This is a genomic window from Pseudomonas sp. zfem005 (genome assembly GCF_032621735.1).
GTDB lineage: Bacteria > Pseudomonadota > Gammaproteobacteria > Pseudomonadales > Pseudomonadaceae > Metapseudomonas > Metapseudomonas solani.
The window spans coordinates 108,160-124,208 of record NZ_JAVYJE010000003.1 but is presented as its reverse complement, the minus strand read 5'-3'; the positions used below and the strand labels follow the sequence as shown (position 1 = coordinate 124,208).

Below are 16,049 nucleotides of genomic sequence, written 5' to 3'. Positions count from 1 at the left end.
AAGGCTGTACCGGGCGTCGTCCCGGCCCATCAGCGAAGGACCCAACGATGAAGCCCAGCCGCCTGCTGTTCCTCTGCGCCGCCCTGCTCGGCGCCCTCAGCCTGCAGACCGCCAGTGCCGGCCTGCTCCAGGAGCGCCGCGAAGCCCGCCAGCTCGACGGGGCCGGCATCCGCGTGCAGCGCGATGTCGCCTATGGCAACGACGAGCGCCAGCGCTTCGACGTCTACCTGCCCAAGGTGGCGCCGCGCGTGCCCGCTCCGGTGATCTTCATGGTTCACGGCGGTGGCTGGGCCAATGGCGACAAGGACAACGGCAGCGTCGCCCTGAACAAGGCCCTGCGCTGGGTGCCCCAGGGCGTGGTGCTGGTCTCCACCAACTACCGCATGCTCCCCGACACCCCGCCGCTGGCCCAGGCCGACGACGTGGCCCGCGCCCTGGCCCAGGCCCAGCAACTGGCCAGCGGCTGGCAGGCCGACCCGGCGCGCTTCGTGCTGATGGGCCACTCCGCCGGCGCACACCTGGTGGCGCTGATCGACGCCGCCCCGGAGATCGCCGCCCAGCAGGGCGCGCGCCCATGGATCGGCACCGTGGCGCTGGACAGCGCCGCCTTCAACGTCGAGACGGTGATGCGCGGCCCGCACCTGAAGCTCTATGACCGCGCCTTCGGCGACGATCCCGCCACCTGGCGCGCCGCCTCCCCCACCCTGCGCCTGGAGCAGGCCGGCGCACCGCTGCTGGCGGTGTGTTCCACCCGCCGCGACGATGCCTGCCCCCAGGCCCGTGGCTTCGCCGCCAAGGGGCGCGAGCTGGGCAAGCGCGTCGAGGTCATGGGCGTGGACATGTCGCACCGGCAGATCAACCACGAACTCGGCCAGGACAACGGCTACACCGCCGACGTCGAGCGCTTCCTGCGCAGCGTCGGGCTGCTGCGTCTCTGAACGGGCGACCGCCATGTCCCGAAGCCAGCGCCTGCTCGACCTGCTGCAGATCCTCCGCCGCCACCGCTACCCCGTCGCCGGGCATGCCCTGGCCTCCGAACTGGGCATCAGCCTGCGCACCCTCTACCGCGACATCGCCACCCTCCAGCAGCAGGGCGCCAATATCGAAGGGGGCGCCGGGCTCGGCTATGTGCTGCGGCCCGGCTTCGAGCTGCCGCCGCTGATGTTCTCCCTGGGCGAGATCGAGGCCCTGGTGCTCGGCATGCGCTGGGTCAGCCGCCGGGGCGACCGCCAGCTGATGGATGCAGCGCGTGATGTGCTGGCCAAGGTCGGCGCGGTACTGCCCCCGGCCCTGCGCGAGGAACTGGAGACCAGCACCCTGCTGATCGGCCCGGCACCGGCCAGCGATATCCCCGATGCGCTGCTGGAACAGGTACGCGAGGTCATCCGCCGGGAACACCGCGTGCAGCTCGATTACCGCGACGCCGAGGGCCAGGCGTCGCAGCGGGTGGTCTGGCCGTTCGCCCTGGGCTACTTCGAGCAGACCCGGGTGCTGGCCGCCTGGTGCGAGCTGCGCCAGGGCATGCGCCACTTCCGCCTGGACCGGGTGGACGACCTGCTCGACCTGGGCCAACGCTACCCACGGCGGCGCCAGGTGCTGCTGCGAGCGTGGCGCGAGCTGCACGGCATCGACGAGCAGTGAGGCTGCTGCCAGAAACTGACAGGGGGTGGGCCTAGCCTGCGCGCATCGAGTGACGACGCCCGTCGCTCCGCATCGGAGACCCATCCCATGATCGCCCCCAACCTGCTCAACCTGTACGTCGACGACCCCGTGCGCAGTGCCGCTTTCTATCGGCGCCTGCTGGCGCGCGAGACCGTCGAGCACAGCCCGGGCTTCGCCCTGTTCGTCTTCGACAACGGCTTCAAGCTCGGCCTCTGGGCCCGCGGCGGCGTGAAGCCGGCCACCACGGTGCCGGGTGGTGGCGGCGAGCTGTGCTTCCACGTCGACAGCGACGACGACGTGCATCGCCTGCATCGGCTCTGGCGGGAACAGGGCGTGGAGATCGTCCAGGCGCCGGAGGCCATGGACTTCGGCTACACCTTCAGCGGCATCGACCCCGACGGCCACCGCCTGCGGGTCTACCGCCTGACGCTGTAAGGGGTTGCCGGCCGCCTGCCCTTGGCCGGGCGGCCACGAGGCGGGCGGTCCGGCACCGCCCGGCGGGTGGCACCGTGCTTCTTTTCCCGCTGGCGAACATGCACTTCGTCGCCCAACGGGAACCTCGCTGAACTTCCAGGATCAGGCCGGTCCGAACAGGGGCTTATTCCACCCGGCACCAAGGACCGCCCGTGATAGATCTCAGCACCTGGAAACTCGACATCCCCACCCACGAATCCGCCACGCTCATCACCACGCAGCGGCTCAACAACGGTTACGAAAGCCAGTATTTCCGCCGCAACGACGACGGCTCGGTGACCTTCTGGGTCCCCGTCACCGGCAGCACCAGCGAGGACGCCCGCTACCCGCGCAGCGAACTGCGCGAAACCCAGGCCGACGGCACCCTGAGCTACTGGAACTACCAGAGCGCCGACAACTACCTGAGCGCCGTGCTCTCGGTGCAGCAGGTGCCGAGCAAGAACAAGATCATCATCGGGCAGATCCACAGCAAGGACGAAGCCGGCAGCGAGAACGACCCGCTGCTGAAGCTGCAGTACCACTACAAGGACGGCACCGGCCGCCTCGAGGCCCTGCTGCGCAAGCGCCCCGGCGACAAGGAGGTGGAGAACATCCTGCTGGCCGAGAACGTCGACCTGGGCGAGCGCTTCGGCTACGACCTGCGCCTCACCCCCAGCGGGCGCCTGGGCATTACCGTCACCAGCAAGGGCGATGACGGCGGCCTGTTCCGCCAGCTGAGCGGCTACTGGGGCAACCAGCAGCTCTATTTCAAGGCCGGCGCCTATATCCAGGACAACAGCGGCCCGAGCAACGAAGGCGGCCGGGTGACCTTCTACTGGCTCAACGGCCTGCACCGCTGAGCCTCATTCAGTCGGCGAATGGCCACATAGCGGCGGCGGCGCGGGTAGAATCCGCCCGCCGTTGCCACGGCCCCTTCCCTACCGACGTACGAGGTTTGCACCCCGATGGCCCGCCTGACCCTGAACTTCCCCGAAGACCAGTTCTGCTACTCCACCCACCTGACCGTGCGGGTCACCGACATCAATGGCGCCAACCACCTGGGCAACGACTCGATGATCTCGATGATCTCCGAGGCCCGCGCGCGCTTCCTCTTCGACTTCGGCATCACCGAGACCGAGGGCGACGGCACCGGCATCATCGTCACCGACCTGGCCACCACCTACCGCGCCGAGGCCCATGCCCGCGACCAGCTGCTGTTCGAGGTAGGCGTGATGGACTTCAACCGCTACGGCGGCGACATCACCTTCCGCATCACCCGCCCGGCCGACGGCAAGCTGGTGGCCATGGCCAAGTCCGGCTTCGTGTTCTTCGACTACCACGCGTCGAAGGTGGTGGAGATGCCGGAGAAGTTCCGCAGCACCTTCCCCAAGGTCAACTGGCTGGACTGAACCCGCCCCCGCAGCTCCGCCCCGGTGCACGGGCGCGACAGCGCGCCCCCTTTTGCACCGGCGCCAGCCCCAGGCCGTGCCGGCCGGCCCACTGCTCGGCGCCTCCCCCGCACCGACCGAGGCCAGGTAAATCAGGCACTTGCCCCGTCCGGCGGCATCGGTCTCGCTCCTTGGCCCGTCTCTTGCTCCACCCCCTCCACAGGTAGCCAACGGCGGTTGCCCGACTGAACGACAAAGGCGTCGCGTCACTGCGCAGAAATGCAGCCAGTGCGCGGCGCTTTTTTCGTTCCGGCCCCAGCGATGGGGCGGCTGGCGTGCCGTGATCCGGGCGCCCGCATGCGACCCACCCTACCCAGCCACGGCCAAGGCCGTGGCACGAAGCGCCACGAGCGCGACGTGTTCCGGGAGGGTGCGACCGCCGGGGCTGTCCCGCGGCGCGCCCTCCCGGCCCCCTGACGCAGATGAGGTGTTCGATGACTACGAGTTTCTGGAAGGCCGGCCACGCCCCCACCCTGTTCGCCGCATTTCTCTATTTCGACCTGAGCTTCATGGTCTGGTACGTGCTCGGCCCGCTGGGCGTGCAGATCGCCGCTGACCTGCAGCTGACCACCCAGCAGCGCGCCATGATGGTCGCCACGCCCATCCTCGCCGGGGCCGTGCTGCGCTTCCTGCTGGGCCTGCTGGCCGACCGTACCTCACCGAAATCCACCGGGCTGTTCGGCCAGGTGGTGGTGATCGCCGCGCTGTTCACCGCCTGGCAACTGGGCATCCACAGCTACGAGCAGGCGCTGCTGCTGGGCCTGTTCCTCGGCTTCGCCGGGGCCTCCTTCGCCGTGGCCCTGCCGCTGGCCTCGCAGTGGTACCCGCCGCAGCACCAGGGCAAGGCGCTGGGCATCGCCGGGGCCGGTAACTCCGGCACCGTGCTGGCGGCGCTGTTCGCTCCAGGGCTAGCCGCGCTGTTCGGCTGGAACAACGTGTTCGGCCTGGCGCTGATCCCGCTGGTGCTGACCCTGGCGATCTTCGCCCTGGCCGCGCGCAATGCCCCCAACCGCCCGGCGCCGAAATCCCTCGCCGACTACATGAAGGCTCTGGGCGACCGCGACAGCTGGTGGTTCATGTTCTTCTACAGCGTCACCTTCGGCGGCTTCCTCGGCCTGGCCAGCACCCTGCCCGGCTACTTCCACGACCAGTACGGCCTTGAGCCGGTGACCGCCGGCTACTACACCGCCGCCTGCGTCTTCGCCGGCAGCCTGATGCGCCCCCTGGGCGGCGCCTTCGCCGACCGCATCGGCGGCATCCGCACCCTGCTGGTGGTCTACACCCTGGCCGCCATCTGCATCGCCGCCGTGGGCTTCCACATCTCAAGCGCCACTGCTGCCCTGGCCCTGTTCGTGGTGGCCATGCTCAGCCTCGGCGCCGGCAACGGCGCGGTGTTCCAGCTGGTGCCGCAGCGCTTCCACAAGGAAATGGGCGTGATGACCGGGCTCATCGGCATGGCCGGCGGCATCGGCGGCTTCTGCCTCACCGCGGGCCTGGGCGCCATCAAGCAGCACACCGGCGACTACCAGCTGGGCCTGTGGCTGTTCGCCAGCCTCGGCGTGCTGGCCTGGTTCGGCCTCTACGGCGTGAAGCTGCGCTGGCGCACCACCTGGGGCTCGGCGGCCGTCACCGCGGCGCGCGTCTGAGCGCCATGGGGCTGCAACTGAGCTTCGGCGAGGCCAGCGCCATCGGCCCGCGCAGCGAGAACCAGGACGCCCTGCGGGTGGTGACGCCCGCACCGGCCCTGGCCGCCAGCAAGGGCTACCTGTTCGCCCTGGCCGATGGCGTCAGCCAGTGCGCCGACGGCGGCCTGGCCGCGCGCGCCACCCTGCAGGCGCTGGCGCTGGACTACTACGCCACGCCGGAAACCTGGGCGGTGGCGCAATCCCTCGACCGCCTGCTGCTGGCCCACAACCGCTGGCTGCAGGCCAACGGCGGCGGCCAGCCGCTGCTGACCACCCTCACCGCCCTGGTGCTGCGTGGCCGGCGCTTCACCCTCGCCCATGTCGGCGACTGCCGCGCCTACCGCTGGCGCGGCGAGCAGCTCGACCGCCTCAGCGAGGACCACGTCTGGGACCAGCCCGGCATGCAGCACGTGCTCAAGCGCGCGCTGGGGCTGGACCAGCACCTGGTGGTGGATTACCTGGACGGCGAGCTGCAGGAGGACGAGCACTTCCTCCTGGTCAGCGATGGCATCTGGGCGGTGCTGGGCGATGCCGGCATCCTGCGCATCCTCCAGGACGAACCCGAGCCCGAGGCGGCCAGCCGCGCCCTGGTCGCCGCCGCGCACCTGGCCGGCGGGCAGGACAACGCCAGCGCGCTGCTGGTGCGGGTCGACGGCCTGCCCCCCAGCGGCCTGGCCGATGCCCTGGCGCAACTGGATGATTGGCCGCTGCCACCGGAGCTGCGCCCGGGCCAGCTGTTCGAGGGCTGGTGGGTGCAGGGGCTGCTGGCCGAGTCGCGCCAGTCGCTGCTCTACCGCGTACTCGACGACGCCGGCCAACCCTGGCTGCTGAAGACCCTGCCGCCCGCGCGCCACGACGAGCCCACGGCCGGGCCGGCGCTGCTGCAGGAGGAATGGTTCCTGCGCCGCGTGGCCGGGCGCCACTTCGCCGAGGTGCACCCACTGCCACAGCGCCAGCACCTGTACTACCTGCAGCGCGAGTACCCGGGGCAGACCCTGGCCGAACGGCTGCGCCAGGCCGGGCCGCTGGCGCTGACCGAGTGGCTGGACCTCGCCCCGCGCCTGGTCAGGGCCCTGGGCATGCTGCACCGGCGCAACATCCTGCACCGCGACATCAAGCCGGAGAACCTGCTGCTCGGCGAGGACGGCGAGCTGCGCCTGCTGGACTTCGGCCTGGCCTATTGTCCGGGCCTGTCCCAGGACGAGGCCCACAGCCTGCCGGGCACGCCCAGCTACATCGCCCCCGAAGCCTTCGACGGGGCACAACCGTCCGCGCAGCAGGATATCTACGGGGCGGGCGTCACCCTCTATCAACTGCTCACCGGGCACTACCCCTTCGGCGAGATCGAGGCCTTCCAGCACCCGCGCTTCGGCACGCCGACGCCCGCCAGCCGCTACCGCCCGGACCTGCCCGCCTGGCTCGACGAATGCCTCGGCCGCGCCCTGGCCAGCGACCCCGGGCAACGCTTCGAGACGGCGGAGGAATGGCTGCTGGCCCTGGAACAGGGCGAGCGCAAGGCGCTGGCGAGCAAGCCGCGCCCACTGCTGGAGCGCGAGCCGCTGAAGGTCTGGCGCGGTATCGCCCTGCTGTCGTTGCTGGCCAACCTGGCGCTGCTGGTGCTCTGCCTGCACGGCTGACGCACCGATGCCGGGCAAGCCGCCCCGAAGCGGTGCAGCAGAGCCTCCGGCGTGCCTCGCAAAGGCCCGCCGGAGCCACGGAAAGCGGGGCCAGGCGGAGTTGGCACAAGCCCTGCAATGGCTCCATCACAATCTACAAAAAGCGCCCACCTCAACGTAGAGATGGCACTTTCCCGATAGAACGGGACTTGGACAAAGGCGTCCTGCTGGCAACAGCGGGACGCCTTTTTTGTTTGCCCGGAATTCATGCAGGAGCCTCGCCCATGAACAGACCCAGGCTGGTGATGATCGGCAACGGCATGGCCGGAGTGCGCACCCTGGAGGAGCTGCTCAAGCTCGCCCCGGATCTCTACGACATCACGGTGTTCGGCGCCGAGCCGCACCCCAACTACAACCGCATCATGCTGTCACCGGTGCTGGCGGGCGAGCAGGCCTTCGAGGACATCGTCCTCAACGACCTGGAGTGGTACGCCGGGCACGGCATCCGCCTGCTGCTCAACCGCAGCGTGGTGAAGATCGACCGGCGCCGCCGCCTGGTGATCGCCGACGACGGCACCGAGGCCGCCTACGATCGCCTGGTGATCGCCACAGGCTCCTCGCCCTTCATCCTGCCGGTGCCGGGCAACCGCCTGCAGGGCGTGATCGGCTACCGCGACATCGCCGATACCCGGCAGATGATCGACACCGCCCGCAGCCACAGCCACGCGGTGGTGATCGGCGGCGGCCTGCTCGGCCTGGAGGCGGCCAACGGCCTGCGCCAGCGCGGCATGCAGGTGACCGTGGTGCACCTCGCCGACTGGCTGCTGGACCGCCAGCTGGACCGCAGCGCCGGGCAGTTGCTGCAGGAAGCGCTGGAGGCTCGCGGCATCCGCTTCCGCCTGGGCACCCACACCGAGGAGTTGCTGGACAACGGCGAGGGCCGGGTCTGCGCGGTGCAGTTCCAGGGCGGCGAGGTGATCGCCGCCGACCTGGTGGTGATGGCCGCCGGCATCCGCCCCAACGTCGCCCTGGCCGAACGCGCCGGCCTGCCCTGCAACCGCGGCATCCTGGTCAGCGACACCCTGCAGACCAACGACCCGCGCATCTATGCCATCGGCGAATGCGCCAGCCACCGGGGCATCGCCTACGGCCTGGTGGCACCGCTGTTCGACCAGGCCGGCGTCTGCGCCAACCACCTGGCCCAGCTCGGCTTCGCCCGCTACCAGGGCTCGGTGGTCTCCACCAAGCTCAAGGTCACCGGCATCGACCTGTTCTCCGCCGGCGACTTCATGGGCGGCGAAGGCACCGAAAGCATCACCCTCTCCAACCCCCTCGACGGCATCTACAAGAAGCTGGTGATCAAGGACGGCGTGCTGGTGGGTGCCTGCCTGTTCGGCGACACCGCTGACGGCGGCTGGTACTTCCGCCAGGTGCAGGCACGCACCGACATCCGCCACCTGCGTGACCGCCTGATTTTCGGCGAGACCCTGGCAGCCGAGAGCACCGAGCCAGCGGCCGAACCCCGTTGCGCCGAGCCGGCGCGCATTCCCGTGCGCCTGCTGCAAAGCGCCTGACCCCCTTCACAGGAACCTTCGTCATGAATCGGACCACCGCCTCCACCTGCTGCTACTGCGGCGTCGGCTGCGGCGTGCTGATCGAGCACGACGACGCGCGCATCCTCGGTGTCGCCGGTGACCCGGCGCACCCGGCCAACTTCGGCCGCCTGTGCAGCAAGGGCTCCACCCTGCACCTGACCGGCGACCTCCAGGCCCGCGCGCTGTACCCGGAGCTGCGCCTGGGCAAGGGCCTGGCACGCAGCCGCACAGACTGGGACAGCGCCCTGGACCACGCCGCCGCGCGCTTCGCCGAAACCATCGCCGAGCACGGGCCGGACAGCGTCGCCTTCTATGTCTCGGGCCAGTTGCTGACCGAGGACTACTACGCCTTCAACAAGCTGGCCCGCGCCCTGGTGGGCACCCACAACATCGACAGCAATTCGCGGCTGTGCATGTCCTCCGCCGTGGTCGGCTACAAGCGCAGCCTGGGTGCCGACGCGCCGCCCTGCTCCTACGAGGATATCGAGCAGAGCGACTGCGTGCTGATCGCCGGCAGCAACATGGCCTTCGCCCACCCGGTGCTGTTCCGACGCCTGGAAGAGGCCAAGGCCAAGCGCCCGGACATGCGCCTGATCGTGGTCGACCCGCGCCGCACCGACACCTGCGAGCTGGCCGACCTGCACCTGGCGATCACCCCGGGCAGCGATGTGGCGCTGTTCCACGGCATCCTCCACATCCTGCTCTGGGAGGGCTGGGTGGACCGGCGCTTCATCGAGCGCCACACCGAAGGCTTCGATGCGCTCAAGGAGCGCGTGCGCGACTTCGGCCCGGCGCGGGTGGCCGAGCTGTGCGGCATCGACAGCGCCGACCTGCTGCGCTGCGCCGAGTGGATCGGCCGCACGCCGAGCTTCCTCTCGCTCTGGTGCATGGGCCTGAACCAGTCCAGCGCCGGCAGCGCCAAGAACAGCGCACTGATCAACCTGCACCTGGCCACCGGGCAGATCGGCCGCGTCGGCGCCGGGCCCTTCTCCCTCACCGGCCAGCCCAACGCCATGGGCGGCCGCGAAACCGGCAGCCTGTCGAACCTGCTGCCGGGCCACCGCGAGGCGGGCAATGCCGAGCACCGCGCCGAGGTGGCGGCCTACTGGGGCGTCGAGCGTCTGCCGGAAACACCGGGGCTGTCGGCCATCGACCTGTTCGATGCCGTGGGCGACGGGCGTATCAAGGCGCTGTGGATCGTCTGCACCAACCCGGCCCAGTCCCTCCCCGATCAGCAGCGGGTGCACGCGGCACTGGCTGCCTGCCCCTTCGTGGTCGTGCAGGAAGCCTTCTTCACCACCGAGACCTGCCGCCATGCCGACCTGCTGCTGCCCGCCGCCAGCTGGGGCGAGAAGGAAGGCACCGTGACCAACTCCGAGCGGCGCATCAGCCATGTGCGCCCGGCCGTGCCGGCACCGGGCGAGGCGCGCCCCGATTGGGCCATCGCCTGCGACTTCGCCCGGCGCCTGGAACACCACCTGCGCCCCGGCCAGCCCAGCCTATTCGATTTCGACGGCCCCGAAGCGCTGTTCGAGGAGTACAAGCCGCTCACCGCCGGCCGCGACCTGGACCTGACCGGCATCGGCTACGGCCTGATCGACACCCAGGGCCCGCAGCAGTGGCCCTACCCCGCTGGCGCCCAACAAGGCACCGCGCGCCTCTATGGCGACGGCCGCTTCCCCACGCCGAGTGGCCGGGCACAGTTCGTCGCCGCCCCTTACCTCGCCCCCCAGGAGCGTCGCGAACTGCGCTACCCATTGACCCTGAACACAGGACGCCTGCGCGACCAGTGGCATGGTATGAGCCGCACCGGCACCGCCGCCCAGCTGTTCGGCCACGTGGAGCAGGCGCAACTGGGGCTGCACCCGGCGGAGATGCGCCGCCGCCAGCTCAAGGACGACCAATTGGTGCGGGTGAAGAGCCGGCGCGGCGAGCTGGTGGTGCCGGTCAAGAGCGATGACTCGTTGCCACCCGGCCAGGCCTTCCTGCCGATGCATTGGGGCGATCGCTTCCTCAAGGGGCTGGGCGTCAACGTGCTGACCACCCCGGCCTACGATCCGCTCTCGAAGCAGCCGGAACTCAAGCATGCGGGCGTGGAGGTGGAGCGGGTGGAGCTGCCCTGGCAACTCTTCGTGCTGGTGGAGGGTGATGTGCAGGCGCGCTTCGAAGCCCTCCGACCGCTGTGCGAGGCCTTCACCTACGCCAACCTGGCCCTGGTCGGGCGTGAGCGCCCTGCCCTGGTGCTGCGCGCGGCCCACGGGCAGGCACCGGATGCAGCGCTGCTGCTGCGCATCGACCGCCTGCTGCAACTGGATCAGGGGACGGTGATGAGCTACGACGACCCGCAGCGCGCGGTGGGCAAGCGCGTGCGTATCGAGCAGGGGCGCATCACTGCGCTGCGCCTGGCGGGTGAAACCGCCGCATGGGGCTGGCTGAAGAGCCTGTGGCAGGAGGGCCGCGTGGACACGGAACTGCGGCGCTGGCTGCTGGCCCCCCTGAGCACACCACCGGGTGCCAGTGCGGCGGCCGGCGCCAATCGCACCCTGTGCAACTGCATGAACGTCAGCCTGCAGGCCGTGCAGGCGGGCATCGCCCAGGGGCTGGACCTGGCTGGGCTGAAAGAAGCATTGGGGTGCGGCACGCGTTGCGGCTCCTGCGTACCGGAAATCAAGAGAATGCTGGCGGCGCAACCGATGCCGACCGCAGTGAATGCCTGAGGAGAAGCCCATGAATGGCAAGGTCTGGCTGGTGGGTGCGGGGCCCGGTGACCCGGAGCTGCTGACGCTGAAAGCGGTGCGGGCGCTCAACGGCGCCGAGGTGGTGATGATCGACGACCTGGTCAACCCGGCGGTGCTGGAGCACTGCCCGGGCGCCCGGGTGATCCGAGTCGGCAAGCGCGGGGGCTGCCGCTCGACGCCCCAGGCCTTCATCCATCGCCTGATGCTGCGCTACGCACGCCAGGGCAAGCGCGTGGTGCGCCTCAAGGGCGGCGACCCGTGCATCTTCGGCCGGGGTGGCGAAGAGGCGCAGTGGCTGGCCGAGCGTGGGGTGGAGAGCGAGCTGGTCAACGGCATCACCGCCGGGCTGGCGGGCGCCACCCAGTGCGGCATTCCCCTGACCCTGCGCGGCATCAGCCGGGGCGTCACCCTGGTCACCGCCCACACCCAGGATGACAGCGAACCCGAGTGGCAGGCCCTGGCCCGCAGCGGCACCACGCTGGTGGTGTACATGGGCGTGGCGCGCCTGGCAGCGGTCCGTGAAGGCCTGCTGGCCGGCGGCATGGCGGCGGACATGCCGGTGGCGATGATCGAGAACGCCTCCCTGCCCTATCAACGCGAATGCCGCAGCACGCTGGCACAGATGCAGGACGACGCCGGCGACTTCCAGCTGAAGAGCCCGGCGATCCTGGTGATCGGTGAGGTAGCGGGCGAGGCGGTCGCGGTGGCCGTAGCGTTGAGCGCCTGATCGGGCGGCATTCCAGGGCTCGACATCGCAATGTTGGGTTTCGTACCTCTACCCAACCTACGCGCGCTGCCGACCCACGACGGGATTCATCTCCTGGCACTTTTCTCCAGGCAAAGAAAAACCCGGCCGAGGCCGGGTTTTTCAGCGCTCAGACCAATTACTTGGCTTGGGCTTCTACTTCAGCTTCTACGCGACGGTTAACAGCGCGGCCAGCGTCGGTAGCGTTGTCAGCAACCGGGCGGGACTCACCGTAACCAACCGAGTTGACGCGCTCGGAACCTACACCGTACTGGTTGACCAGGACTTCACGAACGGCGTTGGCACGACGCTCGGACAGTTTCTGGTTGTAGGCGTCGGTGCCGACGGAGTCGGTGTGGCCTTCAACGGTGGTGGTGGTCGACGGGTACTGGTTCATGAAGTCAGCCAGGTTCTTGATGTCGCCGTAGCTTTCTTCTTTGACCTTGGACTTGTCGAAGTCGAACTTCACGTCCAGCTCAACGCGTACGACTTCGGCAACGGCCGGGCAGCCATCGGCGTCAACGGTGACGTTGGCCGGGGTGTCCGGGCACTTGTCGACGTTGTCGCAGACGCCGTCGTTGTCGCTGTCGGAGCAGACTTCGGCAACCGGAGCCGGGGCCGGCTCGGCAGCGGGCTTGGAGCCACCACCGAAGTTCACGCCAACACCCACGCCAGCGGCCCACTCGGACTCACCCACATCGATGTTGTACATGCCGTCCAGGCCGGCTTTGGCGTAGAAGTTCTCGGTGAAGTAGTACTTCAGGCCGGTGCCGATGTTGGCGAAGGTGCTGTGGTCACGACCGGTACGCGCCGGAACGTTGCTGATGCTCTGGTGAGCGAAGCCAGCGGAGACGTACGGACGCAGGCCGACACCCGGGGTGCCGAAGTGGTAGATGGCATCGAGGCCAGTCTGGCTGCCCTTGATGTTCTTGTTACCGGTGTCGTTTTCGGAACGAATGTCGTGAAACTCGCCGTAGGACAGAGCCAGTTCGACGTCGTCGGTCAGGTAGTAACCAACCGAGCCACCGAACAGGTTGCCATTGGACAGATCACGCGAGCTGTCGGTGAAGTAGCGCTTGCCGAAAGCCTCCACCTCGACAGCGCCTTGGCCTTGCGCCAGCGCGTTCAGAGAAAGTGCGGCGACGATAGAGCCAACGGCTACGCCTAAGGTGTTTTTCAGTTTCATCCGTAAATCCCCATCTTGGTTGTCAGTAAGTTGTCGAACAATCTCGAGGACAACTTGGTGCGCAAGTTTACCAGAACTCGCTGATCTAAGAGATTAATTTTCCCCAACTAAGTTTCGGTCAATCCTGAAAATTTTTCTCTCAAACGGTCCAGCGCACGCTTGTATCGCATCTTCGTGGCGCTCAGACCCATATGCATAATGTCAGCAATTTCCTGAAATTCCAGTTCTGCGACAAAGCGCAGCACCAGGATTTCACGATCGATCGGGTTCACATGCACCAGCCATCGCTCAAGGCCTCCGCGCTCTTCGAGCTTGGGTGCCTTCTCCTCCGAGGCCTCCTCGAGAGGATCGAGACTCAGGGCATCAAGTAAACGACGTTTACGACGCTCTTTCCGATATTGGGTAATACATTCGTTATACGTGATGCTGTAGAGCCAGGTCTTGAACTTGGACTTTCCTTCGAAGTTCTTCAATCCATAGAGCACCTTCAGCATCACCTCCTGACAGACATCGTCAGCGTCTCGTTCGTTCCCCAAATATCGAGCACAAACGTTGAACAGGGTGCGCTGGTAGCGACGCATGAGCTCTTCATAGGCACGCGTGACGTGAAACAGCTCCACATGGGCGCGCTCCACCAGCTCTTCATCGGAGAGCTCGCGGGGGTCGTAGCGCAGGGACAGCGATTGGGGCTTGTTCAAAACAGGTCGGGCCGACAGTCAGGTCAGGAGCCGCTGGAGCGCGGGGACGCGCTCCGCTATGGCGGCATACATTAGCAGGGATGGCGCGCCGTGTTAGCGGCTCGTTACCCGCTGGTCGAGCAATGTCCGGTTGGACACGGAGACCAGTTCGCCTTCATCGGTGAGGAGGATGGTCTTCACCGTGCCTATTTCCTCGATCTGTCCTTCGACATCGCCCACCTTGACGTCCTGTCCTACCTGATAGAGCTCACGCACATAGATGCCGGCGATGATCTGCCCGGCGATGTCCCGGCTGCCCAGCCCCAGCGCCAGCGCCGCAGCGAGGCCGATGGAGATGAGCACGATGGCGATGACGTTGTTCAGCAGGTCGGTCTTGACCTCCAACTGCCCGATGGCCACCGAGATGCTGATGATGATCACCAGGCCCTGGGCGATGCGCCCCAGGCCGTGGGCGTAGTCCAGCCCGACACCTTCGGCGGCACCACGGACGATGCCGCTGACCAGTTGCGCCAAAAGCACGCCGGCCAGCAGCACCAGGGCAGCACCCAGCACCTTGGGCAGGTACAGGGCGAGCATGTCGAGGGTGGCGGAAACACGGTCGAGGCCCAGGGATTCGGCAGCGGAGACCAGGAAGATCAGCAGCACGAACCAGTAGACGATCTTGCCGATCAGCGTGGAGACCGGCACCTGGATGCCGACGCGGGCGAGGATCTTGGTCAGCCCGGTGCCACCCATCAGGCGGTCGAGGCCGAGCTTGGCCAGCAGTTTGGACAGCAGAGTGTCGAGCAGCTTGGCCACCACGAAGCCCAGCAGGACGACTACCAGGGCGCCGAACAGGCGCGGGATGAAGCCGGCCACCGGTGTCCACACCGTGGTCATGGCGTTAACGATACCTTGGGTCCAGGGGTCGAATTCCATGTTCAATCAGCCTTGTCAGCAGAGCGTTTCGATGAGGGGCGGCGAGAGACCGGCGCCACGTGGGCCGAGCCGTTGTTGAGGGCGATCATCATGGCTTCGGCCCAATGGCCGAGCAGGCTGAACAGATCGCCGACGCCAACCTGACGGTTGGCGGTCTTGAGCACGCGGCCCAGCGCAGCGTTGTCATCATGGTCGGATGACGAACGCTTGAGCAGGTCCCGCAGGGATTCTTCGAACGGATCGTGCATGCGCACCTCGCGTGGATATGTCGGCTAGACGAGGCCAGCGTTCAACAGGTCACATCAGAGCCAGCGCAGGCGACGGAAAAGCCACCACTGGAAGGTGGCCACCCCGAGGATCAGCAGGCAGGCGACGACGAAGCCATAGGGCGCATCGGCACCGGGGATACCCCCGACGTTGATGCCCAGCAGGCCGGTGATGAAGCTCATGGGCAGGAAGAAGCCGGTGATGATGCCGAGCAGGTACATGGTGCGGGTCATGCGCTCGCTCATGCGCCGGTTCTCCGACTCCAGCACCAGGCCGACGCGCTCGCGGATCAGCTCCAGCTCTTCCAGGTAGCGGGTGAGGCGGTTGTTCAACTCGCTCCAGTAATCGGTGTCGTCGGCGGCGAACCAGCTCATGCGGTTGCGCATCAGCTGGCCGTAGATGTCCCGCTGTGGCGCGAGGAAACGCTTGAGCCCGGCGGCGCGGCGGCGGATGTGCAGCATCAGGTCGTGATCGGGATTGAAGCGCTCGTTGGCATCCAGCAGCTCCTCCTGTTCATCGACCTCTTCGGAGAGCGTGGCGACCAGGGCATCGACCTTGTCGGTCAGGTGCTCGGCCAGGTACAGCAGCACCTCGGAAGCGGTCTTCGGCCCGGTACCGCTGCCCCACTGCTCGATCAATTCATCAGTGGCGTGCAAGGGGCGCAGGCGCAATGAGATGACGCGCTGCGCATCGGCGAAGATGCGCACCGCGACCATGTCCTCGGGTTGGGCGCCCGGATTGAGGTTCACACCCCGCAGGAACAGCAGCAGTTGGTGCTCCGGCAGGTTCACCAGGCGTGGCCGGGTGCTTTCCTCCAGCAGCAGGTCGCAGGCGAACTCGCTCAGCCCACTGACCTCGCGCAGCCACTGGCGCGCCATGGCATGGCCACGATCCCAGTGCAGCCACAGGCTTTCCCGCTCCTGCAGCTGGATGACGTCCAGCTCGTCCTTGGTGACGGAGCGTGCACCGCCCTCCCCATCCAGGACATAGGCATGCACCAGCCCCCAGCGTACGTTGCGTTCCTCGACCATCCTCAGC

The 16,049-nt window shown here is 67.9% G+C and carries 14 protein-coding genes and 1 pseudogene; 10 read left to right on the top strand and 5 right to left on the bottom strand.

The genetic code is table 11. The features are described 5' to 3' along the window. The first annotated feature begins 47 nt into the window (after nucleotides 1-47). The 10 genes and pseudogenes from RTW82_RS07350 (at nucleotide 48) to cobA (ending at nucleotide 11,924) form a co-directional block, all read left to right on the top strand. A complete protein-coding gene (locus RTW82_RS07350; protein WP_316924701.1) occupies nucleotides 48-938 on the top strand; it encodes an alpha/beta hydrolase in 891 nt (296 codons plus the stop codon). 13 nt (nucleotides 939-951) lie between these two features. Beyond that, complete coding sequence (locus RTW82_RS07345) at nucleotides 952-1,641, top strand: YafY family protein (protein WP_316924700.1); 690 nt, start codon at nucleotides 952-954, stop codon at nucleotides 1,639-1,641. Nucleotides 1,642-1,728: 87 nt separating this feature from the next. Then, nucleotides 1,729-2,097 (top strand): VOC family protein, encoded by a 369-nt coding sequence (locus RTW82_RS07340; RefSeq protein ID WP_316924699.1) that lies wholly within the window; start codon nucleotides 1,729-1,731, stop codon nucleotides 2,095-2,097. Nucleotides 2,098-2,288: 191 nt separating this feature from the next. Next, complete coding sequence (locus RTW82_RS07335) at nucleotides 2,289-2,975, top strand: polysaccharide lyase family 7 protein (protein ID WP_316924698.1); 687 nt, start codon at nucleotides 2,289-2,291, stop codon at nucleotides 2,973-2,975. A gap of 105 nt (nucleotides 2,976-3,080) precedes the next feature. Continuing rightward, complete coding sequence (locus RTW82_RS07330; protein WP_021220305.1) at nucleotides 3,081-3,524, top strand: thioesterase family protein; 444 nt, start codon at nucleotides 3,081-3,083, stop codon at nucleotides 3,522-3,524. A gap of 473 nt (nucleotides 3,525-3,997) precedes the next feature. Then, nucleotides 3,998-5,209 carry a nitrate/nitrite transporter gene (locus tag RTW82_RS07325; RefSeq protein ID WP_316924697.1) on the top strand — a complete coding sequence of 404 codons (1,212 nt, stop codon included), beginning with the start codon at nucleotides 3,998-4,000 and terminating at the stop codon, nucleotides 5,207-5,209. 5 nt (nucleotides 5,210-5,214) lie between these two features. Beyond that, entirely contained in the window at nucleotides 5,215-6,885 is a 1,671-nt protein-coding gene (locus RTW82_RS07320) for a bifunctional protein-serine/threonine kinase/phosphatase (protein WP_316924696.1), read from the top strand. Nucleotides 6,886-7,148: 263 nt separating this feature from the next. Beyond that, nucleotides 7,149-8,348: pseudogene (locus tag RTW82_RS07315) on the top strand (NAD(P)/FAD-dependent oxidoreductase); the annotation flags it as partial. 113 nt (nucleotides 8,349-8,461) lie between these two features. Next, entirely contained in the window at nucleotides 8,462-11,176 is a 2,715-nt protein-coding gene (locus RTW82_RS07310; RefSeq protein ID WP_316924695.1) for a molybdopterin-dependent oxidoreductase, read from the top strand. Nucleotides 11,177-11,186: 10 nt separating this feature from the next. Further along, the gene (gene cobA / locus RTW82_RS07305) at nucleotides 11,187-11,924 is read left to right on the top strand and encodes a uroporphyrinogen-III C-methyltransferase (protein ID WP_316924694.1); all 738 of its coding nucleotides are present in this window, start codon (nucleotides 11,187-11,189) and stop codon (nucleotides 11,922-11,924) included. A 157-nt stretch (nucleotides 11,925-12,081) separates the two neighbouring features. Here the strand turns inward: cobA and RTW82_RS07300 are convergent, their stop codons facing one another. The 5 genes from RTW82_RS07300 to RTW82_RS07280 form a co-directional block, all read right to left on the bottom strand. After that, nucleotides 12,082-13,128 (bottom strand): OmpA family protein, encoded by a 1,047-nt coding sequence (locus tag RTW82_RS07300; RefSeq protein ID WP_316924693.1) that lies wholly within the window; start codon nucleotides 13,126-13,128, stop codon nucleotides 12,082-12,084. Nucleotides 13,129-13,235: 107 nt separating this feature from the next. Next, a complete protein-coding gene (gene sigX / locus RTW82_RS07295; protein WP_021220312.1) occupies nucleotides 13,236-13,826 on the bottom strand; it encodes an RNA polymerase sigma factor SigX in 591 nt (196 codons plus the stop codon). A gap of 93 nt (nucleotides 13,827-13,919) precedes the next feature. Next, nucleotides 13,920-14,744 carry a mechanosensitive ion channel family protein gene (locus RTW82_RS07290; RefSeq protein ID WP_021220313.1) on the bottom strand — a complete coding sequence of 275 codons (825 nt, stop codon included), beginning with the start codon at nucleotides 14,742-14,744 and terminating at the stop codon, nucleotides 13,920-13,922. 2 nt (nucleotides 14,745-14,746) lie between these two features. Continuing rightward, nucleotides 14,747-14,992 carry a hypothetical protein gene (locus RTW82_RS07285; RefSeq protein WP_021220314.1) on the bottom strand — a complete coding sequence of 82 codons (246 nt, stop codon included), beginning with the start codon at nucleotides 14,990-14,992 and terminating at the stop codon, nucleotides 14,747-14,749. A gap of 54 nt (nucleotides 14,993-15,046) precedes the next feature. Next, complete coding sequence (locus tag RTW82_RS07280; RefSeq protein WP_316924692.1) at nucleotides 15,047-16,042, bottom strand: zinc transporter ZntB; 996 nt, start codon at nucleotides 16,040-16,042, stop codon at nucleotides 15,047-15,049. Nucleotides 16,043-16,049 lie beyond the last annotated feature (7 nt).